The organism is Cellulosimicrobium sp. NPDC057127 (assembly GCF_042670945.1).
In the GTDB taxonomy this organism is placed as follows: domain Bacteria; phylum Actinomycetota; class Actinomycetes; order Actinomycetales; family Cellulomonadaceae; genus Cellulosimicrobium.
Genome location: NZ_JBHUUP010000010.1, coordinates 153609 through 178655, shown reverse-complemented (window position 1 = coordinate 178655; position 25047 = coordinate 153609). Strand labels below are relative to the sequence as shown.

Below are 25047 nucleotides of genomic sequence, written 5' to 3'. Positions count from 1 at the left end.
GGTCTCCGTTCCGAGAGCGGTGCTCTCACTCCACCCAGCGTGCCACCGGGACGACGGCATGGCAAGAGCAGTGCTCTCGTTTGTGTGCGGCGATCTCTGCTGCGACGCTGTGACGCATGGCCGCCCCCCGCACCGCCCGCGCCCTGGCGCGCGAGACGCTGACGCGCGAGATCGTCGACGCCGCCCGCGCCCGGCTCGCGACCGCCGGTCCCGCCGAGCTCTCGCTGCGTGCCGTCGCCCGCGACGTCGGCATGGTGTCCTCCGCCGTCTACCGCTACTTCCCGAGTCGCGACGCGCTCCTCACCGCGCTCCTCGTCGAGTGCTACGACGAGCTGGGCGCCGCCGTCGAGGAGGCGGAGGCCGCGGTCGCGCGGGACGACGTCGAGGGTCGCTGGGCGGCGGCGTGCCGGGCCCTGCGGGCGTGGTGCGTCGCGCGCCCCGGGGACTTCGCGCTCCTCTACGGGACGCCCGTGCCCGGGTACGCCGCGCCGCGCGACACCGTCGAGCCCGCCACGCGCGTCGTGCGCGTGCTCGTCCGCGTCGTGGGTGACGCGTGGGCCCGCGGTGCGCGGCCTCTCCCGGCGCCCCCGGGCGCGGACGACGCCACCGCGCTGGTCGGGCCGGCCCGCGCCTACGTCGAGGCGCACGGGCTGGTCGGCCCGGACGCGCCGACCGAGAGCGTCGTGCGCACGCTGACGGCCTGGACGACCCTGTTCGGCACGGTCTCCTTCGAGCTGTTCGGCCACCTCGACAACACGGTGACCGATCACGCACGGTGGTTCGACGCCGTCGCGCAGCGCCTCGGCGCCGACCTCGGGATCGTCCGGGCAGCGGATGCGACGCCTGCCCGGGACGGCCGGTAACCTGGGGGTCCTGTCCCTTCGAGCACGAACGAGGTCCACGTGCCCACCGGCAAGGTCAAGTGGTTCGACACCGAGCGCGGCTTCGGCTTCATCGCCGCCGACGACGGCGGCGAGGTCTTCCTGCACGCGTCCGCGCTCCCGGCCGGCGCGCCCGCGCCCAAGCCCGGCGCCCGGGTCGACTTCGGCGTGGCCGACGGCCGCCGCGGCCCCCAGGCCCTCGCGGTCACCGTCCTGGACCCGGCGCCGTCGGTGGTGAAGGCGAAGCGCCGCCCTGCGGAGCAGATGGCCGTGATCGTGGAGGACCTCATCAAGGAGCTCGACGGGATGGGCGGCGGCCTGCGCCGCGGCCGCTACCCGGACAAGAGCAAGGCCACGAAGGTCGCCGCGGTGCTGCGCGCGGTCGCGGACGAGATCGAGGCCTGAGCATGACCGTCGCAGCCGCCGAGGGACGCGTGCGCGGGGTGTCCGCCCGCGCCGCGCGCGACGCCGTCCTCACGGGTGCCGTCGACCTCGCCCGCGCCGCGGCGGAAGAGGTCGCCGACCGCGCGGAGGACGTCGGGGAGCACCTCGGCACCGTCGCGGAGGCCGACCGGCTCATCTCGCACCGGTTCGCGTGCACGCTGCGCGGCTACTCGGGCTGGCAGTGGACGGTCACGCTCGCCCGCGTGCCGCGGGGCCGGACGGCCACGGTGTGCGAGGTCGCGCTCCTGCCCGGCGACGGTGCGCTGCTGCCGCCGGACTGGCTGCCGTGGTCCGAGCGCCTGCGCCCGGGCGACGTCGGGCCGGGGGACGTGCTGCCGTTCCGCGCCGACGACCCCCGCCTCGAGCCCGGCTGGACCCCGACGGGCGACGAGGAGCAGGACGCCGTCGCGATCGAGGAGCTCGCGCTCGCGCGCGCCCGCGTGCTGTCCCCCCGCGGCCGGGACGAGGCCGCCGAGCGGTGGTACCGCGGCTCGCGCGGCCCGACGGCGCGCGGCGCCGTCGCCTCGAGCGCCGACTGCGGCTCGTGCGGCTTCCTCGTGCCGCTGCAGGGCGCGCTCGGGCAGGTCTTCGGCGTGTGCGCGAACGAGTGGTCGCCCGACGACGGCAAGGTCGTCAGCCTCGACCACGGCTGCGGTGCGCACTCCGAGACGGACGCCGAGCAGCCGCCGAGCGAGTGGCCCGACGCGGAGCCGCTGATCGACGAGCTGCACGTCGAGGTCGTCTCGATCCTCGAGGCGGCCGCCGCCACCGACCCCGCGGACGAGCCCGGGGCGTGACGCCCGACGCCCTCGGGACCGCGGCGCTGCGGCGCGCCGTCCTGGAGGCCTGGCGGTCCTCGCCCACGCGGCTGCGCGAGGACGCGAACACCGAGGAGGACCACGCCCACGGCTCCTACCGCGGGCGGGTCGTCGTCGAGCTGGCCCAGAACGCCGCCGACGCCGCGGCCCGCGCGGGCGTGCCGGGTCGGCTGCGCCTCGCGCTGCGCGCCCCGACGAGCCCGGGGGACCGGTGGGTGCTGCGTGCCGCGAACACCGGTGCGCCGCTCGATGCGGCAGGCGTCGCGTCGCTCGCCGCGATGCGCGCGTCGGCGACGGCCGAGACGACCCCGCCGGCCCACGAGCCCGACGGCGACCACCGCGCGGCCGGCAGCACGCGGGTCGGGCGCTTCGGCGTCGGGTTCGCCGCCCTGCGCTCCGTCGCGGACGACGTCCGGATCGGTGCGGGGGAGCGCGCCGTCGGGTTCTCGCTCGCGCGGACGCGGGCCGCTCTCGACGACGCGGTCGGTGACGTCCCCGCGCTCGCGGCGGAGGTCGCGCGGCGCGGCGACCGGCTGCCCGTCCTGCGTCTGCCCTTCCCCGCGGCGGTCGACGTCCCTGACGGCTACGGCACGGTCGTCGAGGTCGAGCTGCGCGACGATGCCGCGCTCGCCGCGGTGCGCGCCGAGCTCGAGGAGGTGGGCGACGCGCTCCTGCTCGCCCTGCCCGCGCTCGGCGAGGTGGTCGTGGACGACGGCGCCGGAGGCGTGCGGCGCGTCGTGGACGTCGCCGAGCGGTGGACGGTCGTGCGGCGCGACGGCCGGCTCGACCCGGCCCTCCTCGGGGACCGGCCGGTCGAGGAGCGCGGCCGGGACCGCTGGTCGGTCGTGTGGGCCCTGCCGCGCCCGGACACCGCGCCCTGGCCGGACGACGACGACCGGCTGGGGGCCGCGGACCTGCGCGTGGTGCACGCGCCGACGCCGACCGACGAGCCGTCGACCTTCCCCGCGCTGCTGCTCGGGTCGTTCGCGCTCGAGCCGTCACGGCGCCACGTCGTCCCCGGCGCGCTGACCGAGCACGTCGCGCGGCGTGCCGGCGAGGCGTACGCCGAGCTCCTCGCGGCCGTCGCGCGCGAGCGCGGCGTCGAGGTGCTGGACCTCGTGCCCACCGGCCTGCCGGGTGGCGCGGTCGACGCCCTCGTCCGTGAGGCGGCCGTCGACGCGTTGCGCCGCACGCCGCTCCTGCCCGTGCCCGCGGCCGGCGCCCCGACCCGGCTCGTGCGCCCCGACCAGGCGCGGGTGCTCGTGGGCGACGTCGGGGCCGACCCGCGCGTCCGCGACGCGCTCGGCGTGCCCGACCTCGTCGTCGTGCCGCGACGCCTGCTCGCCGTCGCGCGCGCGCTCGGCGTGGAGCTGCTCGAGCTGGCGGACGTCGTCGACGTGCTGCCCGTCGCCGGCGGCGCTGCGCACTGGCATGAACTCTACGCCGCGCTCGCCCCGCACGCGGCGGACCGCGGGGTGCTCGAGGCTCTGGCCGCGGTGCCGGTCCCGCTCGCCGACGGCCGCACAGTCCGCGGCGCGCGTGGCCTCCTGCTCCTCGACGCGCTGCCGGCGGCGCAGGGCCGGCCGGGCGGCGCCCCGGCGCTCGCCGCCGACGACGTCGCCGCCCTCGGCCTGCGCGTCGTCGACCCGGCGGCCGCGCACCCGCTCCTCGAACGGCTCGGTGCCCGGAGGGCGGACCTGCGGGCGGTTGTCGAGGACCCGGCCGTGCGCGAGCGTGTGCTCGCGGCCGCGGAGGCGGCCGAGGGCCACGACGTCGACGGCGGCGACGACGGCACCGACGGCGACGACGGCACCGACGGCGGCGGCGGCGACCGCGTCCAGGTCGAGAGCCTGCTCGCGCTGGTCGCCGCGGCCGTCGCGGACGGCCTCGACGAGGCCCCGTTCTGGTGGGGCGAGCTGCCGCTGCCGACCGCCGACGGCGACCGCTCGCCGGCGCGCTCCCTCGCCCTCCCGGGATCGTGGGCGGCGCGCGTCCTCGACGTCGGCCTCGTCGAGCCCGCGGTCGCTCAGCGCTGGGGCGAGCGGGTGCTGCGGGCTCTGGGCGTCGCGGCCGGGCCGGCCGCGCTGCGGGTGCGCGACGTCCTCACGCCGCAGCACGGCGAGGAGCCCGATCTCGACGCCCACGCGCCGGAGGGTTGGCTGTCCGGCTGGACCGCGTACCTCGAGCACCTCGCGGGCGCGCTCGGCTCCGGCGTCCACGTGGGCGAGGTCGTGGCCGTCCCCGACCTCGACGCCGTCGCGGACGACGCGTGGCCCGAGGTGCTGCACGCGCTCGCCGCGGACCCGGTGACGCGTGGCGCGCTCCTGGAGCCGGTGCGAGCGGCGGGCACGGGGCGTTCGGCACTCCCGTACACCGCGTGGTGGCTGCGCGAGGAGCTCGGCGGGGCGTTCGCGCTCGGCGACGTGCCCGTCCTGCGCCAGGCGCCGGCCGAGGTGGACGGCCTCGACGAGGCGGTGCTCGTCGCGCTCGGCGGCGTGCGCGACCTCGCGGACGTCGGCGCCGACGAGTGGCCCGACCTGCTCGACCGCCTCCCGCCGGCCGGCTCGGCGTTCCCCGCGGAGCACGCCGTCGCCGTGTGGCGGGCGCTCGCCGGGCTCGCGGCACGCGGGGAGGTGCTCGACCCCGCGCCGGACCGGGTGCCCGCCCTGAGCCTGGGGAGCGCGGTCGCGGTGGCCGACGCGGAGGACGCCGTCGTCGCGGCCGACGCGATGTGGTCGCCGCTGCGGCCGGTGGTCCCGGCGCCCGCCGGGCTCGTCGAGGACGTGGCCGACCTGCTGGACCTCGCCGTCCCGCCGGAGGCCGGGGCGCCCGACGCCGACGGGTCGACGTGCGCGGTCACGGCCTCCGTCGGACGGGTCGTCCCGGGCCTGCCCGTGACGTGGTCCCGGCACGCGGAGCTGCGTGTCGAGGGCGTCGCGGTGCCATGGTGGGTCGTCGGACCGGGAGAGGACGCGCAGGTGCACGCCACGGACGAGGGCTCGCTCGCGGAGGCGCTCGCCGCCGCGGCGGGGCGCTTCGGCCTGCGGCACGTGCTCGCCGAGGTCCTGCGCGAGCCGGACGCGGTGGACGGGGTGATCGCCCGGGCGGTCTGGGACGACACCGAGGGCTGACGGCCGCGCGACGGCGACGGCCGGTCGTGTCAGGGACGCGCGCCGTCGTGGCCGCGGAGCCGGGCTGAGGGGAACTCGGAGGTCCCGGCCCGGTACTCGGCGCGGTGCCCCTTCTCCCACCAGAGACCTGCCAGACCGAGCACGAGCCCGGCGGCACAGGTCGCGACCGCGCGCGGTCCGAGCGCGCCCGTCATGAGCAGCACGGCGCACACGAGGAGGGCCACCACCCACAGCGCCATGCCGGCGAGCAGCACGACCTTCAGGTCGACGCGCAGCGGCGGTGGGTCGGGACGGCGCCGCTCGGGGTGGAGCAGGAGCGTGACGGTCGAGGGCACCTGGTCATCGTAGCGTCACCCGTTTTTCACCCGGTGACCCCTGTCACAGAGGGTGAAGGGCCGTCATCCTCAATGGTGTGACCGGCGACCCGCCGGTCGCGCGACGCGCTACGATGCCGCGGCACCGCCGATGCCCTGCCACGGCCCCTCCGTGCCGCCCGTGCGTGACCTCCCGCACGGCGTGAACGCCCGCCCTCGAGGCCGTGGCGACCAGGTCACCACCGTCGGGAATGGTTCCGGTCTGGACGAGCGTCCAGGACATTGGCTGCGCATCGAGCCGCTCGTACGAGCGTTGCAATTCCGCCAGTTGTCAGCACATGGACGACCGTCCGACCCTCTCCCATCTCACCCGGGTGAAAGCCTGAGCAATTCTCTATTGAAGCCCTCTTCTGGCCCCTAGGATGAGTCGCCATGCACGGGATTGATCAGACCGGAGGTGGACGCATGTCCCACAGCGTCACCGAGGACTCACGGCGCGGCCTGCGCTCGCTCCTCGCCACCTCTCCGGCAGCCCGTGTCCGCGCCGTCCGCGCCGCGTTCGACGACCGTCGCTGGCAGGTCGCGTACCGGCGCCGCCTCGTCCTGACGGACTCGCTGGCCGTCGTCGTCGCCGTCCTCGTCGCCTACTTCCTGCGCTGGGACCAGTTCACGGAAGAGCCCGTGCGCCCCGACGTCCAGGTCCCGTACGTCGTGCTCTCGCTCCTCGTCGGGCTGGCGTGGTCGGTCTCGCTCGTCGTGTCGCGCAGCCGGGACCTGCGGGTCATGGGGAGCGGGCCGACGGAGTACCACCGCGTCTTCGACGCGTCGTGGCGGCTCTTCGCCGTGCTCGCCCTGCTCGCGTTCCTGCTGCGCTTCCCCGAGGCGCGCGGCTACCTCGCGTTCGCGTTCCCCATCGGCCTGGGGGGTCTGCTCCTCGGGCGCTACGGGTGGCGGCAGTGGCTGCACCGGCAGCGCGCGAACGGGCTCGCGCGGTCCGCCGTGCTCGCGATCGGGCACCGTGACCAGGCCGAGCGCCTCATCCGCGACCTCAACGGGCGCGACGAGTCCGGCTACCGCGTGGTCGGCGTGTGCGTCCCGTCGGGCGTCGTCGCCAACGGCGAGGAGATCCGCGGCGTCCCGGTGCTGGGCGAGCTGCGCCAGGCCGGCGAGGTCGCGACGCGCGTGGGCGCGGACATCGTGGCCGTCTCCGGCTCCGACGCCATCACGGCCGAGGTCGTGCGGCGGCTCGGGTGGGAGCTCGAGCCGTACGGCGTCGACCTCATGCTCACGGCCGAGCTCGCCGACGTCGCGGGCCCGCGCATCACCATCACACCCGCCGAGAGCGTCTCGCTCCTGCACGTCGACGCCCCGCGCTTCACCGGGCCGCGCTTCGTCGTGAAGTCGGTCGCGGACTGGTCGGGAGCGGCGCTGCTCACGTTCCTGCTGCTGCCCGTGCTCGTGCTCGTCGCCCTCGCGGTGCTGCTGACCAGCCGCGGCGGCGTCTTCTACCGGCAGGAGCGCGTGGGTCGCAACGGGCGCACGTTCCCGATGTACAAGTTCCGCTCGATGCGCACGGGGGCGGACAGCGAGGTGGCCACGCTCGTCGAGCAGAACGACGGCGCCGGCCCGCTGTTCAAGATGCGCGAGGACCCCCGCGTGACGTCCGTCGGGCGGGTCCTGCGCCGCTACTCGCTCGACGAGCTGCCGCAGCTGTTCAACGTGCTGCGCGGCGACATGAGCCTGGTCGGTCCGCGTCCGCCGCTGCCCCGCGAGGTCGCGAAGTACGAGCAGAAGGTGCGTCGTCGGCTCCTCGTCAAGCCCGGCCTCACCGGGCTGTGGCAGGTGGGCGGGCGCTCCGACCTGTCGTGGGAGGAGAGCGTGCGTCTCGATGTGTACTACGTCGAGAACTGGACCCTCTTCGGCGACTTCCTCATCCTCGCCCGCACCGCGCGGGCCGTGTTCTCCGGACACGGCGCCTACTGAGGTCCTGGGGTGGTGCACCGTGCGCGTCTCCGTCGTCGGGTGCGGGCGCCGCGGCGTCCTGCAGGCGGCGTGCCTGGCCGCCGCGGGCCACGAGGTCGTCGTGCTCGAGTCGGACGTCGAGGCGCGCCGTGCGCTCCGGGCGGGCCTCCCGGGCACCGCTGAGCCCCGGCTGCGCCGGCTGCTCGCCCGCGCGCTCGTCAGCGGCCGGCTGCGCGTGACCGGCGACCGGACCGCCGTCGCCGGCTCGCGCGTGCACCTGCTGTGCACGGGACGCGGCGCGGGGCACGTCGGCGCGACGGGGGCGGACGACGACGCACGGTCGCGCGCGGTGGTCGACGCCCTGGACGTGCTCGCGCCGCACCTCGGATCGGGCGACCTCGTGGTGGGGCGCGAGCGCGTGACGCCCGGGACGGCGGCCTGGCTCACCGCCGGGCTCGCCGCGGACGGTGTGCCCGCCGAGGTCGTCTGGGTACCGGACGAGCACCGCTCCGGGCATGCCGTCCTCGACACCCTGCGCCCCGCCCGCCTCGTGTACGGCGTGCCGACGGGAGCGCGGGGCGAGCGCGCGACGGCGATCCTCGACGCCCTGCACCACGTGCAGCTGGCCGCCGGGACGGAGCGCAGGACGACGGACCTCGCGGCCGCCGAGCGCCTCGGCGGGGACCTCGCGGCACCGCTGCGGCCGAGCGGCCCCACCGGCGTCGACCGGGCCCTCGCCACCGCCGGCGTCGCGTGACGTGGACCGCGTTACCACGCGGACACGCCGCTCTGGCAGCATTCTCCCCATGCCCTCACCCAGCTCCGTCCGCGAGGACGCGCGGGCGTCCTCGCCCGCCCCGAACGCGATCGACCGGTTCTTCAAGGTCACCGAGCGCGGCTCGACCATCGGCACCGAGGTCCGCGGCGGCCTGGTCACGTTTTTCGCGATGGCCTACATCATCGTCCTCAACCCGCTCATCATCGGGACGGTGCAGGACGGCACGGGGGCGTTCCTCGGCGGCGGTGCGGAGCCGGACCTCGGCAAGGTCGCCGCCGCGACGGCGCTCGTCGCCGGCGTCATGACGGTCGCGATGGGCGTGTTCGCCAACTTCCCGCTCGGTCTCGCCGCGGGGCTGGGCCTGAACGCGGTCGTCGCCTACTCGATCGCGTCGCTGCCGGGCGTCACCTGGGCGGACGCGATGGGGCTCGTGGTGATCGAGGGGCTGATCATCCTCGTCCTCGTGCTCACCGGCTTCCGCGAGGCCGTGTTCCGGGCCGTCCCGGTCGAGCTGAAGACGGCGATCAGCGTCGGCATCGGCCTCTTCATCGCGCTCATCGGGCTCGTCAACGCCGGGTTCGTCACCGCGGGCAGCGGCACGCTCCTGGCGCTCGGCAACCTCGGCACGTGGCCGATCCTCGTGTTCGTCGTGGGTCTCGTCCTGACGATCGTGCTGTGGGTGCGCAAGATCAAGGGCGCGCTGCTCATCGCGGTGCTCACGGCGACCGCGCTCGCCGTCGTCCTGGAGAACACGCTGCGCATCGGCGCCAAGGCGCCCGACGGCTCGAACCCGAACGGCTTCAACCTCAACGCGCCGACGTTCGACGGCGTCGCGCAGGTCCCGGACTTCGGCCTCATCGGCCAGTTCTCGCTGCTGGGGTCGTTCCAGAACATCGCGACCGTGTCGGTGATCCTGCTCGTCTTCTCGCTGCTGCTCGCCGACTTCTTCGACACGATGGGCACGATGGTCGCCGTCGGCGCGGAGGCGAAGCTGCTCGACGCCGAGGGCACCCCGCCCCGCTCGCGCGCGATCCTCGTCGTCGACTCGCTCGCGGCGGCCGCCGGTGGTGCGGGGTCCGTCTCGTCGAACACGAGCTTCGTGGAGTCGACGACGGGCGCGGGCGAGGGCGCGCGGACCGGCCTCGCGTCCGTGGTGACCGGCGTCGCGTTCCTGCTGGCGACGTTCCTGTCGCCGCTCGTCGCGCTCGTGCCGTACGAGGCGGCGGCACCCGCGCTCGTGTTCGTCGGGTTCCTCATGATGACCCAGATCGCGGGCATCTCGTGGCGCGACGTCGAGATCTCCATCCCGGCGTTCCTCACCATCGTCGTCATGCCGTTCACGTACTCGATCGCGGACGGGATCGGCGCCGGCTTCCTCGCCTTCGTCCTCATCAAGCTCGCGCTGGGCAAGGTGCGCGCGATCCACCCGCTCATGTGGATCGCGTCGGCGATGTTCGTCGTGTACTTCCTGCTCGGACCGATCCAGGAGGCGCTCGGCCTGTAGGGCCGTGCGCGCGGGCATGACGACGGTCGGGGAGCAGGTGGCGTTCTTCCGCCTGCGCAACTCCGTCCAGCGCTACGACTGGGGCTCCACGTCGGCCATCCAGGAGCTCCTCGGGCTGGAGGTCGACGGGCGCCCGGCCGCAGAGCTCTGGATGGGGGCGCACCCGTCGGCCCCCTCCGTCGCGGTGCCCCTCGACGGCGTGGGCGGTGCCTCGTCCGGCGGCGACGCCGCCGGCACGCTGCTCGACCTCGTGCGAGCGCAGCCGGTCGCGATGCTCGGTGCGCGCGTGCTCGACACGTACGGGCCGCGGCTGCCGTTCCTGCTCAAGGTGCTCGCGGCCGAGCGGGCGCTGTCGCTGCAGGTGCACCCGCACCCCCACCGTGCCCGTGCCGGCTTCAACCGCGAGAACCGTGAGGGCGTGCCCCGCGACTCGCCGCTGCGCAGCTTCCACGACGACCAGCACAAGCCGGAGATGGTCGTCGCGGTCTCCCGCTTCGACGGGCTGTCCGGCTTCCGCCGCCCGAGACGGGTCCTCGAGCTCCTCGACGGGCTCGACGGCGACCTCGTCGCGCGGATGCGCACCGTGCTCGCCGCCCGGCCCACCGAGGCCGGCGTGCGCGAGGCGTTCACCCTCGCCCTGCACGCCCGCACCGAGCCCGACGTCGCGGACGACCTCGCGCGGACCGTCGCCGCGGTCCGCGCCCGCCACGGAGCGGGGTCGGCGGGGACAGGTCCGGGCACAGGTCCGGGCGCCGGGTCCCGGCGCGCCGACTCGACCGTCCTCGCCCTCGCCGAGCAGCACCCGGGCGACCCGGGGGCCGTCGTGTCCCTCATGCTCAACCGCGTGACGCTCGAGCCCGGGGAGGCGATGTTCGTGCCGTCCGGCCACGTGCACGCGTACCTGTCGGGGTGCGCGGTCGAGATCATGGCCAGCTCGGACAACGTGCTGCGCGCCGGGCTCACGAGCAAGCTGGTCGACGTCGACGCGCTCCTCGAGTGCGCGACGTGCGAGCCCGGGCCGGCCGCCCGACCGCGCGTCGTCGCGGACGCCTCGTCCGGCCTGACGACGTACCGGCCGCCGGTCGCGGAGTTCGCCCTGGGGGCGGGCGAGGTGCTCCCCGGGGGCGCGGTCGACCTGCCGGACGCCGGCCCGCGCGTCGTCCTGAACCTCGCCGGGGAGCTCGTGCTCGCCGCCGGTGCCGACGGCGAGGCGCTGCTGCGGCGGGGGGAGTCGGTGTTCGTGCCGCACGCGGCGGGGCCGCTGTCGGTGCGGGGCGACGGACGGGTCGTCGTGGCGTACGTGCCCTGACCCTCACCCGCCACGGGTGAGGCCTCCGGGCCGGTCCGGCTGTGACCGTGGACCGAGCACCGGAGAGGAGCCCACGATGACGGCTGCGCAGGTCTCACGGCAGCAGGTCCCTCCCGACCCCGGCCCGTGGCACACGGCGACCGCCGAGTCGGTGTGCGCGGGTTTCGGGGTCGACCCGGGCGTCGGGCTGACGTCGCAGGAGGTGGCGCAGCGCCGCGCACGGTACGGGCCCAACGCGCTCGCGGTGGAGCGCAAGGAGCGCCCGTGGCAGGCGTTCCTGCGGCAGTACCGGGACCTCATGCAGCTCGTGCTCGTCGGTGCGGCGGTCGTGAGCATCGTCGCGCTGGGCGACGTGACGACCGGCGTCGTCGTGCTCGGGCTGACGGTGCTCAACGCGCTCATGGGCCTGCACCAGGAGGGCAAGGCGGCCCAGAGCGTCGCGGCGCTGCGCGAGATGCTCGTCATGACGGCGCGCGTGCGGCGCGACGGCCGCGAGGTGCAGGTGCCGGCGGAGGAGCTCGTCCCGGGCGACGTCGTGGGCTTCGAGGCGGGCGACAAGATCCCGGCCGACGGGCGCCTGCTCGTCGCGGCGTCGCTCGAGATCGAGGAGGCGGGCCTCACGGGGGAGAGCACGCCCGTGGCCAAGGGTGTCGAGGCCGTCGTGGCCGACGACGCCCCGCTCGGCGACCGCACCGACATGGCGTACATGAACTCGCAGGTCACGCGGGGCCGCGGCGAGATGGTCGTGACGGCCACGGGCATGACGACCGAGGTCGGGCGCATCTCGGGGATGCTCAGCGGGGTCGAGCAGGACAAGACGCCGCTCACGCGTCAGCTCGACCGCATCACCGTGATCATCACCGTCATGGCGGCCGTCGCGCTCGTGGTCGTCGTGGTGCTCGGCCTCGCGCGCGGCGAGGACTTCGACAGCCTCTTCGTCGTCGGGATCAGCCTCGCGATCGCCGCGATCCCGACCGGCCTGCCCGCCGTCGTCACCATGCTGCTCTCGCTCGGCACGCGCCGGCTCGCCGACGAGGGGGCGATCGTCAAGCGGCTCAAGTCGGTCGAGACGCTCGGCTCGACGTCCGCGATCTGCTCGGACAAGACGGGCACGCTCACGCTGAACCAGATGACGGCGCGGCGCCTCCTCCTGGCCGGGCGGCGGTTCTCGGTCGACGGCGAGGGCTACTCGACGACCGGCCGGGTCCTCGCCGCCGCGGGCTCGACGGACGTCCCGCTGGAACCGTTCGCGCTGCCCATGGCGCTCGCGAGCGACGCGGTCGTGCGCGACGGCGAGTGCCTCGGCGACCCGACGGAGGGCGCGCTCGTCGTGCTCGCCGCCAAGACGGGGCTCGACGTCGAGGAGACGCGGCGCGAGCACCCGCGCGTCGCCGAGGTCCCGTTCGACGCCGAGTACAAGCTCATGGCGACGTTCCACGAGATCGACGGCGCGATCCGCTGCTACGTCAAGGGCGCGCCCGACGTCCTGCTCGCCCGCTCGGCCACCTTCCTCACGGCCGACGGCACGACGGCACCCCTCGACGACGACGCCCGGGCGCGCGTCGCGCGGGAGAACGACGGTCTGGCGCGCGAGGGCATGCGCGTCCTGGCGGTCGCGCGGCGCGACGTCGCGCGCGCCGACCTCGGCGGCGACCTCCTCCCGCTCGTGCGCGACCTCGAGCTCCTCGCGCTCGTCGGCATCGTCGACCCGCCGCGGCGCGAGGCGCGCGACGCGATCACCGAGTGCAAGGAGGCCGGGATCCGGGTCCGCATGATCACGGGCGACCACGTGACGACGGCGGCGGCGATCGCCGGGCAGCTCGGGATCGAGGGGCGCGCGCTCACGGGCGCGGAGTTCGCCGCGATGCCCGACGCGCAGCTCGACGCCGAGGTGGACTCGATCGGCGTGGTCGCGCGCGTCGCCCCGGAGGACAAGGTGCGCCTCGTCGACGTGCTCAAGCGCCGCGGCGAGGTCGTCGCGATGACGGGCGACGGCGTGAACGACGCCCCCGCCCTCGCGCGCGCCGACATCGGCGTGGCGATGGGGATCACCGGCACGGAGGTCACGAAGGACGCCGCGGAGATGATCCTCACCGACGACAACTTCGCGACGATCGTCGCGGCCGTCGAGGGCGGGCGCGGGCTCTACGACAACCTCATGAAGTACATCCGCTTCCAGATGGTCGTGCTCGTCGGCTTCATCCTCACGTTCGTCGGTGCCGGGATCTTCACCATCGCGGCCGGGACGCCGCTCACGCCGCTGCAGATCCTGTGGATCAACTTCGCCATCGACGTGCTGCTCGCGATCGGCCTCGGGTTCGACGCGGCCACGCCCGGCCTCATGCGGCGCCGGCCACGGCCCCCGAGCGAGCCGGTGATCGGGCGCGCGCTCGGCGTGCGGCTCGCGGTCGGCGGCGTCCTCATCGCCGTGGGGACGCTCGTGGCCGTCGCGTGGGGCGAGGCGAACGCCGACCTGGCGGTCGCGACCACGATGGGCCTCACCACGATGTCCCTGCTGCACGTCGTCGCCGCGCTCGAGTGGCGCGACCCGTACGCCGGCATCCTGTCGCACGAGACCCTCGCCAACGGCCGGTTCGTCGTGCTCCTGCTGTCGTCGCTGGGCCTCACGTTCCTCGTCACGACGCTCGACGGGCTCGAGCGCATCTTCGGCACGGTGAGCCTCGACGGCGGGCAGTGGGGCGTGTGCGCGCTCGTCGCGCTCGCGTTCTTCGTGCTCGTCGAGCTCGGCAAGCTCGTCCTGCGGCACGTCCGGCCGCGGCGCGCTGCCGAGTCCCACGTGGCGGCCCACGCGCTGCGGGCCTGACCGTGACCGAGAAGGGGGCGGCGGCCGGCGCGGGCGGGCCAGGGGCGCCGCAGGCCGTCGACCGTCGCCTCGCGGTCCTGCTCGCGATGGCGATGTTCGTGCTCGTCGTCGACACCTCGTTCATGAACGTGTCGATCTCGGCGGTCGTCCACGACCTCGGGACCACGGTGAGCGGCGTCCAGACGGCGATCGCGCTCGAGGCGCTCGTCTCCGCGGCGTTCATCCTCATCGGCAGCAGAGTGAGCGACCTCGTCGGCCGGCGGCGCGGCTACGTGCTCGGGCTGCTCGGCTACGGCGTCGGGGCCGTCGCGATGACGCTCGCGCAGAGCCTCGTCGCCGTCGTCGTGCTCTGGTCCGTCGTCGGCGGCCTCGGCGCGGCGCTCCTCCTGCCGTCGATGCAGGCCCTCGTCCACGGCAGCTTCGAGGGCACGGCGCGCACGAAGGTGTACGCGCTCGTCGGGGCCTCCGCGTCCGTCGCCGCGGCCGTGGGCCCGCTGCTCGGCGGGTTCATCACCACCTACCTCTCCTGGCGCGTCGCGTTCGGCCTCGAGGCCGCGGTGATCGCCGTCGTGCTCGCGGGCGTCCGGCTCGTGCGCGACGTCCCGTTCACGGGCGACCGGTCCGTCGACGTCGTCGGGGCGGTGCTGTCCGTGCTCGGCATGGGCGGCGTCGTGCTCGGGGTCCTCGTGTGGCAGGAAGGCGGCGAGGCCGTGGGCGTGACGATCGCGGTCGGCGTCGTCGCGCTCGTCGGGCTCGCGCGCTGGGTCGTCGTGCGCGAGCGCCGGGGCGCCGCGCGGCTCCTCGAGCCGGACCTGTTCCGCTCGCCCGCGTTCCGCGTCGGGGTCTCCCAGCAGACGCTCCAGCAGGTCGCACTCGGCGGCGCCATGATCGCCCTGCCCGTCTACCTGCAGATGGCGCTCGGCTACGACGCCATGCTCGCCGGCCTGTCGCTCGCACCGCTGTCGCTCAGCATGTTCGCCGCCGCGGTCGTCGCGGGGCGCCGGGCGGGCCGGCGACGGCCCGCGACGCTCGTCCTCGCCGGCTTCGCGCTCCTCGTCGTCGGGGTGCTGCTGCTCCTGCCCGTGGTCCCGCGCGCGACGTCCGGCTGGTACCTCGCCGCGCCCCTCGTCGTCGCGGGCTGCGGCCTCGGCCTGCTCGTCAGCCAGCTCAACGCCTTCACGCTCTCGCCCGTCGCCGAGGAGCGCGTCGGGGAGGCCGCCGGCGTGAACTCCGCGGCCGGGTCGTTCGGGCTGTCGTTCGGCCTGGCGCTCGCGGGCGCCGTCATGCTCGCCTCGCTCGCGGCGGGCTTCACGGCCGACGCGCAGGACAGCGCCGTGCTGCCGCCAGAGGACAAGGCCCGCGTGAGCGAGGTCCTCGAGGACGACGCCGAGGTGATGAGCGACGCCCAGCTCGGCGCGCTGCTGGCCGACGAGCCGCCCGAGGTGCGCGCGGAGATCCTGCGGATCAACGACGACGTGCGCGCCCGGGCGCTCCAGGTCGCGCTGCTCGTGCCGCTCGTCGCCGGGCTGCTCGGCGTCGGGCAGGCGTTCCGGATGCGCCGTCTCCCGGACCCGCCGCAGGGCGCCGGCGCGCCCCCGCTCGGCTGACCCGGCCCGCCCGCTACGGGAGGAGGCCGAGCTCGCGCCCGCGCCGCACGGCGTCGCGCCGCGTCCCGACGCCGAGCTTGCGGTAGACCGACTTGAGGTGCGCCTTGACCGTGTTGACGGACACGAAGAGGTCCGCGGCGATCTCGACGTTGCTCTCCATGGTCGGGAGGGCACCCAGGACGGCGAGCTCGCGCTCGGTGAGCGGCTCGACGAGCGGTACGGGCTCGGGCGCGGGTCGGGAGCCGTCGAGGCGGGTCTGCAGCGCGAGCGCGAGCGCGTCGCCTCGCGCGGCGACCGCCCGCGCGAGGACCGGGCGCAGCTCCGGCACGGGGAGCGTGAGGAACGGGCGCGCGAGCCGTTCCGCGACGGCGAGGTCGAGCGCGCGCGCCAGCAGCACGCCGGCGCGCCGGGCACCGCTCCGCGCGAGGGCGGACGCCTCGACGAGCGCCGCCTCGACGCGCACGAGATCGCCGGTGTCGCCGGCCTCCGCGAGCCCCGACACGGCGTGCAGCGCTGCCCCGGTGCGCCCGGCCGCGAGCAGCTCCCGGGCGTGACCCACCGCGGCGGCCGCGGGCGACCCGAGGAGGTCCCGGTCCACGCGCAGGGGTGAGAGGGGGAGCGCGTCGTCGAGCAGCCGCACCTCGGTGGCGGCGCGGAGCCGGAGATCGGCGAGCAGGGGAGGCGTCCCGACCGGCTCCAGCGCGCGGTCCGCGGCCGCGAGCGCCTGGCTCGCGGTGCCGCGGTGGCCCTTCGCCGCGGCGACCAGCGCCTGCAGGAGGCGCACGGCGGCCTCGGAGGCGGGCTCGCGTCCGCCGGCGTCGGCGGCCAGCGCGCGGGCGAGCTGTCCGTCGAGGCCCTCGTCCTCCGCCCGCAGGTACCGCACCCAGGCGAGGGCTGCGTAGGCGGGGCGCGCGTGGGCGTGCGTGTCCCAGCCCCGGGCCTCGGCGAGCGCGACGACGTCCTGGGCCGATGCGGCGCCCTCGCCGAGGTGGCCCTCGGCGACCGAGCGCAGGGCCGCGACCGCCTGCGCACCGAGGCCGATGAGCGCGGGGCCGGTCGCCGCCGTCCCCGCGCCGATGCCGCGGGCCCGGGGCGGACCGGACGAGGCGTGCGCGGCCTCGGCGGTCGTGGCGCCGCACCAGGCGAGCCCCGCCGCGCGGTGCGCCGCGGCGACCGCGCGGTACACCCCGAGCGCGGGGAACGGGTACGCGGCCCTGTCCGCCGACGCGAGAGCCGCGGCGGCTGCGGTCGCCAGCCTGCGCACGTCGCCCGTCGCGCGCGCGACCGACGCGTCGAGCAGCTCAAGGAGCACGGCGTCGGCGGTCCGTCGGTCGCCCCCGCCGAGGAGCGCCCGCGCCTGCGCGACGTGACGGCGCGCGGCGTCGTACCGCTCGTCGACGACGGCGAGCGAGCCGGCGCACAGGTGCAGCCGGGCGTCGGGCTCGAGGCTCTCGTACGGCACCGTCGCGAGCACGACGGCGATCGCCTCCCGATGCGGTCCGGCGAGCCGCGCCGCGGCACCCTCGACGAAGACGTCGGCGAGGAGGGGCCAGTCGCGCGCGGCGGCGGCGTGGTCGAGCGCCCGCAGGGGATCGTCGTTGGCCGCGAACCACCGGGCCGCCGTGCGGTGCGCCTCGCGCAGCGCCGCCGGGTCCTCCTCGGCGAGCTCGGCCTCCAGCATCTGGCGCAGGAGCGGGTGGTACCGGTACCAGACGCGGTCCTCGCCCGAGCTGGTCACGAACCCGTCGGCGGCGGCGAGGGACGGCAGCAGGTGCGTCGCGCGCGCGCCGGCGTCCAGCTCCGCGGCGAGCTCGGCGCACAGGGCCGGGACGACGCTCGTGCGCAGCAGGAACCGGCGCACGGCCGGCGTCTGCCGGTCGAGCACCTCGGCGAGCAGGAACTCCGCGGCGGAGCGGTCGGCGCGGACGCGCTCGAGGGGGTCGGCGGCCTCGAGCCGGAGCCGTACCCCGACCGCCCAGCCGCCGGTCTCGTCGAGCAGCCGGCCGAGCTCCGCGCCGTGCAGCGCGCGGCCGTGCGACGTGGCGAGGGACTCCGCCGCGGCGGCGTCGAACGCGAGCTCGGCGGCGCCCACCTCGGCGACCTCGCCCTGCCCGCGGAGCCGCTGGAGGCCGAGCAGGGGGTCGGACCGGGTGAGCACGACGAGGTGCAGCGGCAGCGGGTAGCGCAGGAGGTCGTCGATCGTCGCGGCGACCTCCGCGCCCACGTGGTGGAAGTCGTCGAGCACGAGGACGACCGGTTCGGGGAGGGTCTCGAGCGCCGCGAGGACGCGGCGCAGCACGCCGGGCTGGAGGCGGCCGGAGACGGCGAGCGTCTGGAGGGGGTGGCCGGCGGGGACCGCGCCGGCGTCCCGGAGCGCCATGACGACGTCGGCCCAGAAGGCGGCCGGGCGGTCGTCGGACGGCTCGAGCGTCAGCCACGCGGTCCGCGGGCTCGTCGTGGACCGCGCCCACCGGGCGACCACCGTGGTCTTGCCCCAGCCAGGGCCCGCGGACACGAGGGTGAGCCGACGCGCGAGCGCCTCGGCGAGCCGTGCCTCCACCGCAGGACGGGCGACCGTCGGGCCGCGCAGCCGGGGGACCGCCGTCCGGGCGTGGACGGACCCCGGGGCGCCCGGCGCGCGGACGAGCACCTCCGGCTCGGCACGCTCCTCGACCGAGGCCATACCGGTAGGCTACGCGCGCGGTGGGGGTCGTGCGAGGGACGCGCGGAGCCCTGCCCGCCTACGCGAGCGCCTTCGCCTTGAGCCGCACGAACTCGGTGTGGTCGATCGTCCCGGCGTCGTACAGCGCCTTGGCCTCCGCGATCTCGGACGAGGGGGCCCGGCCGGTGCCCGCGGTCGCGCGCACGTAGTCGTCCATGATCTCCCGCCGCCGGCGCTCCTCCACGGCGTGGCGCTCGGCCATCCCGCGGCCCCGGGCGATCACGTAGACGAGAGCCGACAGGTAGGGCACGAGCACGAGGGCGACGACCCACAGGGCCTTCCACCAGCCGCTCAGCTCCTTGTCGCGGAACAGGTCCGCCACGATCTGGAACAGCACGACGAGGTAGGCGATGAGGAAGAACCACCACACCATGAGCCAGAACCAGTCCCAGAACCCGTCCATCGGGCCCTCCTCACGTCGGGTCACGGTCGTCCGTGACGCTCTCCACGGTCGACGCCGCGTCCCGTCGGCTCCACACCCCTCGCGGGTAGTCGTCGGCCGCGGCCGGTCCGCGCCCGGCGCGCTACCCGCGCCGGGTGATCTGCCCGCGGGTCCCCGCCCGCATGCTGGGGCGAGGCGCGGGACGCGGTGGCTCGCCGCCGGAAGGAGGAGGCCGTGACGGGCACAGCGGTCGAGCTGGTGGTCCTCGGGGCCGTCGACGGGATCGACGTCGACCTCGCCGAGATGGGTGTCCACCGCACGGTCGAGTGCACGCTGCTCGAGACGACGGTCCGCGACCAGTCGGCGCTGTACGGGCTGATCCAGCGGCTCTCCGCGCTCGGCCTCGACCTCCTCGAGCTGCGGACCGCGCGCACCGGCGGCCCGCCCGACGTCGCGATCCTCGTCCGGGGTCCCGTCGGTTCCCTCGCCCGTGAGGTGGTCGTCGGCGACGGGCGCGCCGTCACCGGGACGCTCTCCTCGGGGCAGGTGGAGGGTGCCGACCTGACGCGGCTCATCACCACCGCGTGGGAGCGCTCGTTCCCGGCGGCGCCGACGTCGCCGGGCGACGAGCGCCCGGTGGACCCCGAAGGCGGTCGTGAGCGATGAGCGCACCGCAGGAACCGATGAGCACACCGCAGGAGGCGACGACGGGGAGACCGGGCGGGGACGCCGGCCACCACCACAGCGCGCTGCACCACGCGCCGAGCGAGACCGTCCGGCGGCGGTCCGCCTACCTGTACGGCCTCGTCATCACCGGCTCCGTCCTCGCGGCCGCGCCCACCGATCTCGGGCTCGTGCGGGTCGCGGCGCTCCTCGGCGGGACGCTCGTCGTCTACTGGTGCGCCGAGACCTACGCGCACCTCATCGCCGCGCGGACGCTCGCCGGCCGGGCGCTGAGCCCGGTGGAACGTCGCGAGGTGGCCGCGGGCGGCCTGCCGCTCGTCGCGGCGTGCGCGGTGCCCGTCCTCGTCCTGCTCGCGGAGGCCCTGCTGCAGGTGGAGCCGTCGCTCGCCGTCGACGTCGCGCTGACCGTCAACGTGGCCCTCCTCGTGGTCGTCGGCTGGCGCATGAGCTCGGCGGGCGGGCTGACGGGCGCCCGACGCGTCCTGACGACCGCGGGCGCCGGGCTGCTGGGCGTCGCGATGATCGCGCTCAAGCTGTCCCTCCACCACTGACCGGCCCGCCGACGACGCGAGGACGACATGGACGACTACCCGCTCATCGCGGACCACGGGCTCATCGGCGACCTCCAGACGGCCGCGCTGGTCAGCACGGACGGCTCGATCGACTGGTTCTGCTCGCCCCGGTTCGACTCGCCGAGCATCTTCGGCTCCCTCCTCGACCGCCGCGGCGGCGGCCACCTGACGATCCGGCCGTCGCAGGCCGCGTTCAGCGCCAAGCAGCTCTACCTCCCCGACTCGGCGGTCCTCGTCACGCGGTTCCTCACGGAGGTGGGCGTGGGGGAGGTGGTCGACTTCATGCCGGTCACCGGCGCCGTCGCCACCACGCGGCACCGCATCGTGCGCCTGGTCCGGTGCGTCCGCGGCCGGATGGACTTCGACCTCGACGTCTCGCCGCGCTTCGACTACGGGCGCCGTCCGCACGAGCTCACCGTGACCGAGAACGGCGCGGTGTTCCGGAGCGGGAGCTCGTCCCTGACGCTGCACGTCGTGCGCGAGCCCGACGACGTCCGGCTCGCCACCCCGCGCGCCGCCCCCGGCGACAGCGTCCACGCGTCCTTCCCGCTCGAGGCGGGGCAGGTGCGCGGGATGGTCGTCGAGACGGACGCCGACGGCCCGCCCCGCGCGGTGCGCGTGGCGGAGGTGGAGCGGCTCATGGACGAGACCGAGCGGTACTGGCGGTCCTGGGTCGCCCGGTCCACCTACACGGGACGCTGGCGCGAGATGCTCGACCGGTCGGCGATCACGCTCAAGCTCCTCACCTACGCGCCGACCGGTGGTCTGGTGGCCGCGCCCACGGCCGCGCTGCCGGAGCAGGTCGGCGGCGAGCGGAACTGGGACTACCGGTTCACCTGGATCCGGGACGCCTCGTTCTCCGTCTACGCCCTCCTGCGCATGGGGTTCACCGACGAGGCGGTGGCGTTCGCCGGGTGGCTGCGCGACCGCGTCGAGGAGAAGGCCGGCGGTGCCGGCGGCCCGCTGCGGATCATGTACCGGATCGACGGGACGAGCGACCTCGCCGAGGAGACGCTTGGGCACTGGGAGGGCTACCGGGGGTCGCGGCCGGTCCGCGTCGGCAACGGCGCGGCGGACCAGCTCCAGCTCGACATCTACGGCGAGGCGATGGACAGCCTCTGGCTCGCGGAGCGCAGCGGCCTGACGATCGGCCACCGCGGCTGGGTCGCCGTCCGCGACATGCTCGACTGGCTGCTCGAGAACTGGGACCGTCCGGAGGAGGGCATCTGGGAGACGCGCGGCGGGCGCAAGGACTTCACGTACGGCCGCGTCATGACGTGGTGCGCGTTCGACCGCGCCGTCCGGCTCGCGACGGCGCTGGGCCGGCCGGGGCCGGTCGACCGCTGGGTGCGCGCGCGGGACGCGGCGTACGAGCAGGTGATGAGCCGGGGCTGGCGGCCGGAGCGCGGCGCGTTCGTGCAGGAGTACGGCAGCGACGTGCTCGACTCCTCGCTCCTGCGCATGCCGACGGTCGGGTTCATCGCGCCCCAGGACCCGATGTGGCTCTCGACCCTGCGCGCGATGGACGCCGAGCTCGTGTCCGACAGCCTCGTCTACCGCTACGACCCGGCCGCGTCGCCGGACGGGCTGCTGGGCACGGAGGGGACCTTCTCGCTGTGCACGTTCATGTACGTCGACGCCCTGGGGAAGGCCGGCCGGCTCGACGACGCGCGCCTGACGTTCGAGAAGATGCTCACCTACGCGAACCACCTCGGGCTGTACTCCGAGGAGATCGCCCTCACGGGGGAGCAGATCGGCAACTTCCCGCAGGCGTTCACCCACCTCGCCCTCGTCGACGCGGCCATCACGCTCGACGAGCGGCTGGACCGGTCGGAGCGCTACCGGCGGACGCCGGCGTAGCGCTGCAGGAACAGGGCCGTCGCCGTGGCCAGCCGCTCGATCTCCCTGGGGTCGACGCTCTCGTTCGGGGCGTGGATGAGAGCGAGCGGCTCCTCCACGCCCATGAGGATCAGCTCGGCGTCCGGGTAGGTCTCGGCGAACACCGTGCACAGGGGGATCGACCCGCCCTGACCGAGCCGGACGACGTCGCGCCCGTACGCCTCCTTCATCGCCGCGGCCACGGCCGCGTGCGCCGGGCCGTCGGTGCCGGCGCGGAACGGCGCGCCCTTCGACTCGGTCCGGACGGCGACCTCCACGCCCCACGGCGCGGCCCTGCGGAGGTGGTCCGTCAGCGCGGTCTCCGCCTCGTCCGGGTGGGTCCCCGGCGGGATGCGGAGGTTCAGCCGGGCGCTCGCCCGGGGGACGATCGCGGCCGACGACCCGACGACCGGGGGGCAGTCGACGCCGAGGACGGTGAGCGCCGGCCGCGCCCAGAGCATGTCCGACACGGTGCCCGAGCCGAGGAGGGACTCCTCCGGGGTCACGCCCGCGTCGCGGCGGAACGCCTCGGGGTCGTACGGCGCACCCGTCCAGGTCTGGGAGCGGTCCAGGCCCACCACGGTGGTGTCGCCCTTGTCGTCACGGAGCGACGCGAGGACGGACACGAGCGCTGCGAGCGCGTCCGGGGCCGGCCCGCCGAACATGCCGGAGTGCAGCTCGGACGGCAGCGCCACGACGTCGACGACGACGTTGACCATCCCGCGCAGGCTCACGGTCACGGCCGGCTCGCCGACCGCGGCGTTGCCGGTGTCGCAGACGAGGATCGCGTCGGCGCGCAGCAGGTCCGCGTGCCCCGGCACGAACTGCTCGAGACCGCCCGTCCCCTGCTCCTCCGAGCCCTCGACGACGAGCCGGAGGTTCACCGGGACGTCGTCCCCGAGCGCCCGCAGCGCGGTGAGCAGCATGACGACGTTGCCCTTGCAGTCGGCCGCCCCGCGCCCGTACCACCGCCCGTCCACCTCGGTGAGCTCGAACGGCGGAGTGCGCCACGCCGCGTCGTCCAGCGGCGGCTGGACGTCGTAGTGCGCGTAGAGCAGGACGGTCGGGGCACCGGGGACCGCGGCCGGCCGCGACCCGACCACCGCGCGGCTGCCGTCGGGGGTCTCGTGGAGCGCGACGTCCTCGAAGCCCAGCCCGGCGAAGGCGTCGAGGACCCAGCGGGCGGCACGGGCGCACTCCTCGGGCGGGAACTGGCGCGGGTCCGCCACGGACCGGATGCCGACCAGCTCGGCGAGCTCCGACCGGGCCTGCGGCATCAGGGCCCGTACCCGTGCGCGGACGTCCTCGGCCGTCATCCCTGCACCACGTCCCTCAGGTCGAGGCCGGACACCGCGTCCTGCAGGTCCTGCAGCTCCTCCGGGCAGTAGATCTCGACGATCAGCAGCTCGCCCCGGACGGCTCGGCCGTCCGCGAGCACGGGCCGCGACCCCGGACCCGTGGCGCCGTTCGTCAGCTGGGCGAGCAGGTTCGCCTTGCGCAGGGCGTTGCCCGGGTCCTCGCACGCCGCCCCGCCGTCCTCGCCGAGGACCCGCACGACCTGCTCCTGCGACGGCGGCCGGACGCCCGCGTCCTCGAGCGCGGCGATGAGCTGGTCGGCCTTGTCCTGCGCCTGCGCGGTCGACCGGGCCGCCTGGAAGGTGAGCAGGGCGACCACGGTGAGGACGACGAGCAGGCCGAGCGCCACCCCGTAGACGACCCGGCGCTTGGGGTCCGGACGCTCCGTCCCGTGCTCCGTCATGACGACGTCACCTCCCCGGCCGGGGTCTCCGGCTGCTTCCACGACGGCTTGCGGAGCTTGTAGAAGAGGAACGGCACGAGCAGCCCCAGCCCCAGCGCCCCGCCGCCGACGACCAGCAGGTAGACGAGCGGGTTGCTCCCGCCGAACTGCGAGGGCGGGACGAAGCCCACGAGCAAGGCGGCGAGCGAGGCGGCGAACCCGACGCCGCACAGCCCGACGAGCATCGGCGCCCGGTAGCCCCGGGGGTGGTCCGGGTGGCTGCGGCGGAGCCGCACGGCGGCCACGAACATCAGCAGGTACATGATGAGGTACACCTGCGTGGTGATCACGGAGAAGATCCAGTACGCGCTCGAGACGTTCGGGATGAGCGCGTAGCCCAGGGCGATGACGGTCGTCACGACCCCCTGCGTCACGAGGATGTTCTGCTGCACGCCGTGCTTGTTGAGCCGCTGCAGGAACGGCGGGAGGTAGCCCTCCTGCCGGGAGATGAGCAGCAGGCCCTTGGACGGTCCCGCGAGCCACGTGAGCATGCCGCCGAGCGAGGCCGCGACGAGCATGACGCCGAAGACGGGCGTCAGCCACTGCGTGCCGAACTGGGCGAACACGGCGTCGAAGGCCTGCATCACGCCGGCGGTCAAGGAGAGGTGCTCGGCGGGGACGACCCAGCTGATCGCGAGCGCCGGCAGGATGAAGATGAGGAGCACCAGTCCCATCGCCAGGAACATCGACCTCGGGAACTCCTTGGCGGGGTCGCGCAGGGAGCCGACGTGGACGGCGTTCATCTCCATGCCGGAGTAGGACAGGAAGTTGTTGACGATGAGGACGAGGCTCGCCAGGCCCGCCCACGCGGGCAGGATGTGCGAGGAGTCCATCGGGGCGGCCGAGGGGTTGCCCTGGCCGAGGAACACGGCGCCGAGCACGACGAGCACGGTGCCGGGGATCAGCGTCCCGATGACGAGCCCCGCGCTCGCGAGGCCGGCGACGCCCGAGGTGCCCCGTGAGGAGACCCAGACGCCGGTCCAGTAGACGACGACGATGACGAGCGCCGTCCACACCCCGCTCGACGCGAGCGCCGGGTTGATCACGTACGCCAGCGTGCTCGCGACGAACCCGAGGAGGCTCGGGTAGTAGAAGATCGTCATGGCGAACTGGCACCAGATCGCGAGGAACCCCATGGGGTTGGAGATGCCGAGGGACACCCACTTGTAGACCCCGCCCTCCCAGCCCGAGGCGAGCTCGGCGGAGACGAGCGAGGTGGGGAGCAGGAACACGATCGCCGGCACGATGTAGAGGAAGACGCACGCCAGGCCGTAGACCGCCATCGTCGGGGCCGCGCGCAGGCTCGCGACCGAGCTCGTCGTCATCAGCGCGAGAGCGATCCACGAGATCCAGACCGTCGTGGTCGGCCTCGCCCGGGCCACGGCCTGGGGGATCGACCTGTCGGCCGGCAGGTCCATGGTGCTCATGGGGCCGCTCCT

Annotated in this window: 19 protein-coding genes; 13 read left to right on the top strand and 6 right to left on the bottom strand. The window is 75.3% G+C overall.

Going from position 1 to position 25047, the window contains the following annotated elements; genetic code table 11:
* Window positions 1-116 precede the first annotated feature (116 nt).
* The 4 genes from ACFTZA_RS11880 to ACFTZA_RS11865 are packed head-to-tail and all read left to right on the top strand — an operon-like array spanning window position 117 to window position 5274.
* Entirely contained in the window at window positions 117-863 is a 747-nt protein-coding gene (locus ACFTZA_RS11880) for a TetR/AcrR family transcriptional regulator (RefSeq protein ID WP_378194678.1), read from the top strand.
* 39 nt (window positions 864-902) lie between these two features.
* Window positions 903-1286, top strand: coding sequence for a cold-shock protein (locus tag ACFTZA_RS11875; protein ID WP_378194675.1), 384 nt, complete (start codon window positions 903-905; stop codon window positions 1284-1286).
* Window positions 1287-1288: 2 nt separating this feature from the next.
* A complete protein-coding gene (locus tag ACFTZA_RS11870) occupies window positions 1289-2122 on the top strand; it encodes a DUF3027 domain-containing protein (RefSeq protein WP_378194672.1) in 834 nt (277 codons plus the stop codon).
* On the top strand, window positions 2119-5274 hold the full coding sequence (locus ACFTZA_RS11865) for an ATP-binding protein (protein ID WP_378194669.1): 3156 nt from the start codon (window positions 2119-2121) through the stop codon (window positions 5272-5274). Before ACFTZA_RS11870 ends, ACFTZA_RS11865 begins: the two co-directional genes overlap by 4 nt.
* Window positions 5275-5303: 29 nt before the next feature.
* On the opposite strand, the gene ACFTZA_RS11860 is transcribed toward ACFTZA_RS11865, so the two are convergent.
* Window positions 5304-5609 (bottom strand): DUF2530 domain-containing protein, encoded by a 306-nt coding sequence (locus ACFTZA_RS11860; RefSeq protein ID WP_378194665.1) that lies wholly within the window; start codon window positions 5607-5609, stop codon window positions 5304-5306.
* Window positions 5610-6053: 444 nt separating this feature from the next.
* On the opposite strand from ACFTZA_RS11860, the gene ACFTZA_RS11855 reads away from it, so the two are divergent.
* The 6 genes from ACFTZA_RS11855 to ACFTZA_RS11830 all read left to right on the top strand — a co-directional run bounded on the left by ACFTZA_RS11855 (window position 6054) and on the right by ACFTZA_RS11830 (window position 15572).
* Window positions 6054-7571, top strand: a complete 1518-nt coding sequence (locus ACFTZA_RS11855; RefSeq protein ID WP_378194662.1) for a sugar transferase — start codon at window positions 6054-6056, stop codon at window positions 7569-7571.
* Between the two features lie 19 nt (window positions 7572-7590).
* Window positions 7591-8307 (top strand): hypothetical protein, encoded by a 717-nt coding sequence (locus ACFTZA_RS11850; RefSeq protein ID WP_378194660.1) that lies wholly within the window; start codon window positions 7591-7593, stop codon window positions 8305-8307.
* 49 nt (window positions 8308-8356) lie between these two features.
* The gene (locus ACFTZA_RS11845; protein ID WP_378194657.1) at window positions 8357-9832 is read left to right on the top strand and encodes an NCS2 family permease; all 1476 of its coding nucleotides are present in this window, start codon (window positions 8357-8359) and stop codon (window positions 9830-9832) included.
* 16 nt (window positions 9833-9848) lie between these two features.
* On the top strand, window positions 9849-11141 hold the full coding sequence (gene manA / locus ACFTZA_RS11840; protein WP_378194654.1) for a mannose-6-phosphate isomerase, class I: 1293 nt from the start codon (window positions 9849-9851) through the stop codon (window positions 11139-11141).
* A 76-nt stretch (window positions 11142-11217) separates the two neighbouring features.
* On the top strand, window positions 11218-13965 hold the full coding sequence (locus ACFTZA_RS11835) for a cation-translocating P-type ATPase (protein WP_378194651.1): 2748 nt from the start codon (window positions 11218-11220) through the stop codon (window positions 13963-13965).
* 86 nt (window positions 13966-14051) lie between these two features.
* Window positions 14052-15572, top strand: a complete 1521-nt coding sequence (locus ACFTZA_RS11830; RefSeq protein ID WP_378194702.1) for an MFS transporter — start codon at window positions 14052-14054, stop codon at window positions 15570-15572.
* Window positions 15573-15585: 13 nt separating this feature from the next.
* Here ACFTZA_RS11830 and ACFTZA_RS11825 read toward each other — a convergent pair whose 3' ends face one another.
* Window positions 15586-18255, bottom strand: a complete 2670-nt coding sequence (locus ACFTZA_RS11825) for a LuxR C-terminal-related transcriptional regulator (protein ID WP_378194648.1) — start codon at window positions 18253-18255, stop codon at window positions 15586-15588.
* Between the two features lie 58 nt (window positions 18256-18313).
* Window positions 18314-18721, bottom strand: coding sequence for a hypothetical protein (locus ACFTZA_RS11820; protein ID WP_378194646.1), 408 nt, complete (start codon window positions 18719-18721; stop codon window positions 18314-18316).
* Between the two features lie 189 nt (window positions 18722-18910).
* On the opposite strand from ACFTZA_RS11820, the gene ACFTZA_RS11815 reads away from it, so the two are divergent.
* The 3 genes from ACFTZA_RS11815 to ACFTZA_RS11805 are packed head-to-tail and all read left to right on the top strand — an operon-like array spanning window position 18911 to window position 21792.
* Window positions 18911-19342 (top strand): hypothetical protein, encoded by a 432-nt coding sequence (locus ACFTZA_RS11815; RefSeq protein WP_378194643.1) that lies wholly within the window; start codon window positions 18911-18913, stop codon window positions 19340-19342.
* Between the two features lie 17 nt (window positions 19343-19359).
* The gene (locus ACFTZA_RS11810; RefSeq protein WP_378194640.1) at window positions 19360-19911 is read left to right on the top strand and encodes a hypothetical protein; all 552 of its coding nucleotides are present in this window, start codon (window positions 19360-19362) and stop codon (window positions 19909-19911) included.
* A gap of 27 nt (window positions 19912-19938) precedes the next feature.
* Window positions 19939-21792, top strand: coding sequence for a glycoside hydrolase family 15 protein (locus ACFTZA_RS11805; RefSeq protein ID WP_378194637.1), 1854 nt, complete (start codon window positions 19939-19941; stop codon window positions 21790-21792).
* Here ACFTZA_RS11805 and ACFTZA_RS11800 read toward each other — a convergent pair.
* The 3 genes from ACFTZA_RS11800 to ACFTZA_RS11790 are packed head-to-tail and all read right to left on the bottom strand — an operon-like array spanning window position 21771 to window position 25035.
* Window positions 21771-23126: a dipeptidase gene (locus ACFTZA_RS11800; protein ID WP_378194634.1), complete on the bottom strand. Its 1356-nt coding sequence runs from the start codon at window positions 23124-23126 to the stop codon at window positions 21771-21773. The two genes, ACFTZA_RS11805 and ACFTZA_RS11800, sit on opposite strands and share 22 nt — an antisense overlap.
* On the bottom strand, window positions 23123-23569 hold the full coding sequence (locus ACFTZA_RS11795) for a hypothetical protein (RefSeq protein ID WP_378194631.1): 447 nt from the start codon (window positions 23567-23569) through the stop codon (window positions 23123-23125). Before ACFTZA_RS11795 ends, ACFTZA_RS11800 begins: the two co-directional genes overlap by 4 nt.
* Window positions 23566-25035 carry an APC family permease gene (locus tag ACFTZA_RS11790; protein WP_378194628.1) on the bottom strand — a complete coding sequence of 490 codons (1470 nt, stop codon included), beginning with the start codon at window positions 25033-25035 and terminating at the stop codon, window positions 23566-23568. The genes ACFTZA_RS11795 and ACFTZA_RS11790 overlap by 4 nt, the downstream gene beginning before the upstream one ends.
* Window positions 25036-25047: the final 12 nt, after the last annotated feature.

What these genes read in the sequence shown, in the direction of transcription:
- ACFTZA_RS11880 (WP_378194678.1), top strand. Translation starts at nt 117, where the DNA reads ATGGCCGCCCCCCGCACCGCCCGCGCCCTGGCGCGCGAGACGCTGACG.
- ACFTZA_RS11870 (WP_378194672.1), top strand. Translation starts at nt 1,289, where the DNA reads ATGACCGTCGCAGCCGCCGAGGGACGCGTGCGCGGGGTGTCCGCCCGC.
- ACFTZA_RS11855 (WP_378194662.1), top strand. Translation starts at nt 6,054, where the DNA reads ATGTCCCACAGCGTCACCGAGGACTCACGGCGCGGCCTGCGCTCGCTC.
- ACFTZA_RS11845 (WP_378194657.1), top strand. Translation starts at nt 8,357, where the DNA reads ATGCCCTCACCCAGCTCCGTCCGCGAGGACGCGCGGGCGTCCTCGCCC.
- manA (WP_378194654.1), top strand. Translation starts at nt 9,849, where the DNA reads ATGACGACGGTCGGGGAGCAGGTGGCGTTCTTCCGCCTGCGCAACTCC.
- ACFTZA_RS11835 (WP_378194651.1), top strand. Translation starts at nt 11,218, where the DNA reads ATGACGGCTGCGCAGGTCTCACGGCAGCAGGTCCCTCCCGACCCCGGC.
- ACFTZA_RS11830 (WP_378194702.1), top strand. Translation starts at nt 14,052, where the DNA reads ATGGCGATGTTCGTGCTCGTCGTCGACACCTCGTTCATGAACGTGTCG.
- ACFTZA_RS11825 (WP_378194648.1), bottom strand. Translation starts at nt 18,255, where the DNA reads ATGGCCTCGGTCGAGGAGCGTGCCGAGCCGGAGGTGCTCGTCCGCGCG.
- ACFTZA_RS11810 (WP_378194640.1), top strand. Translation starts at nt 19,360, where the DNA reads ATGAGCACACCGCAGGAGGCGACGACGGGGAGACCGGGCGGGGACGCC.
- ACFTZA_RS11805 (WP_378194637.1), top strand. Translation starts at nt 19,939, where the DNA reads ATGGACGACTACCCGCTCATCGCGGACCACGGGCTCATCGGCGACCTC.
- ACFTZA_RS11800 (WP_378194634.1), bottom strand. Translation starts at nt 23,126, where the DNA reads ATGACGGCCGAGGACGTCCGCGCACGGGTACGGGCCCTGATGCCGCAG.
- ACFTZA_RS11795 (WP_378194631.1), bottom strand. Translation starts at nt 23,569, where the DNA reads ATGACGGAGCACGGGACGGAGCGTCCGGACCCCAAGCGCCGGGTCGTC.
- ACFTZA_RS11790 (WP_378194628.1), bottom strand. Translation starts at nt 25,035, where the DNA reads ATGAGCACCATGGACCTGCCGGCCGACAGGTCGATCCCCCAGGCCGTG.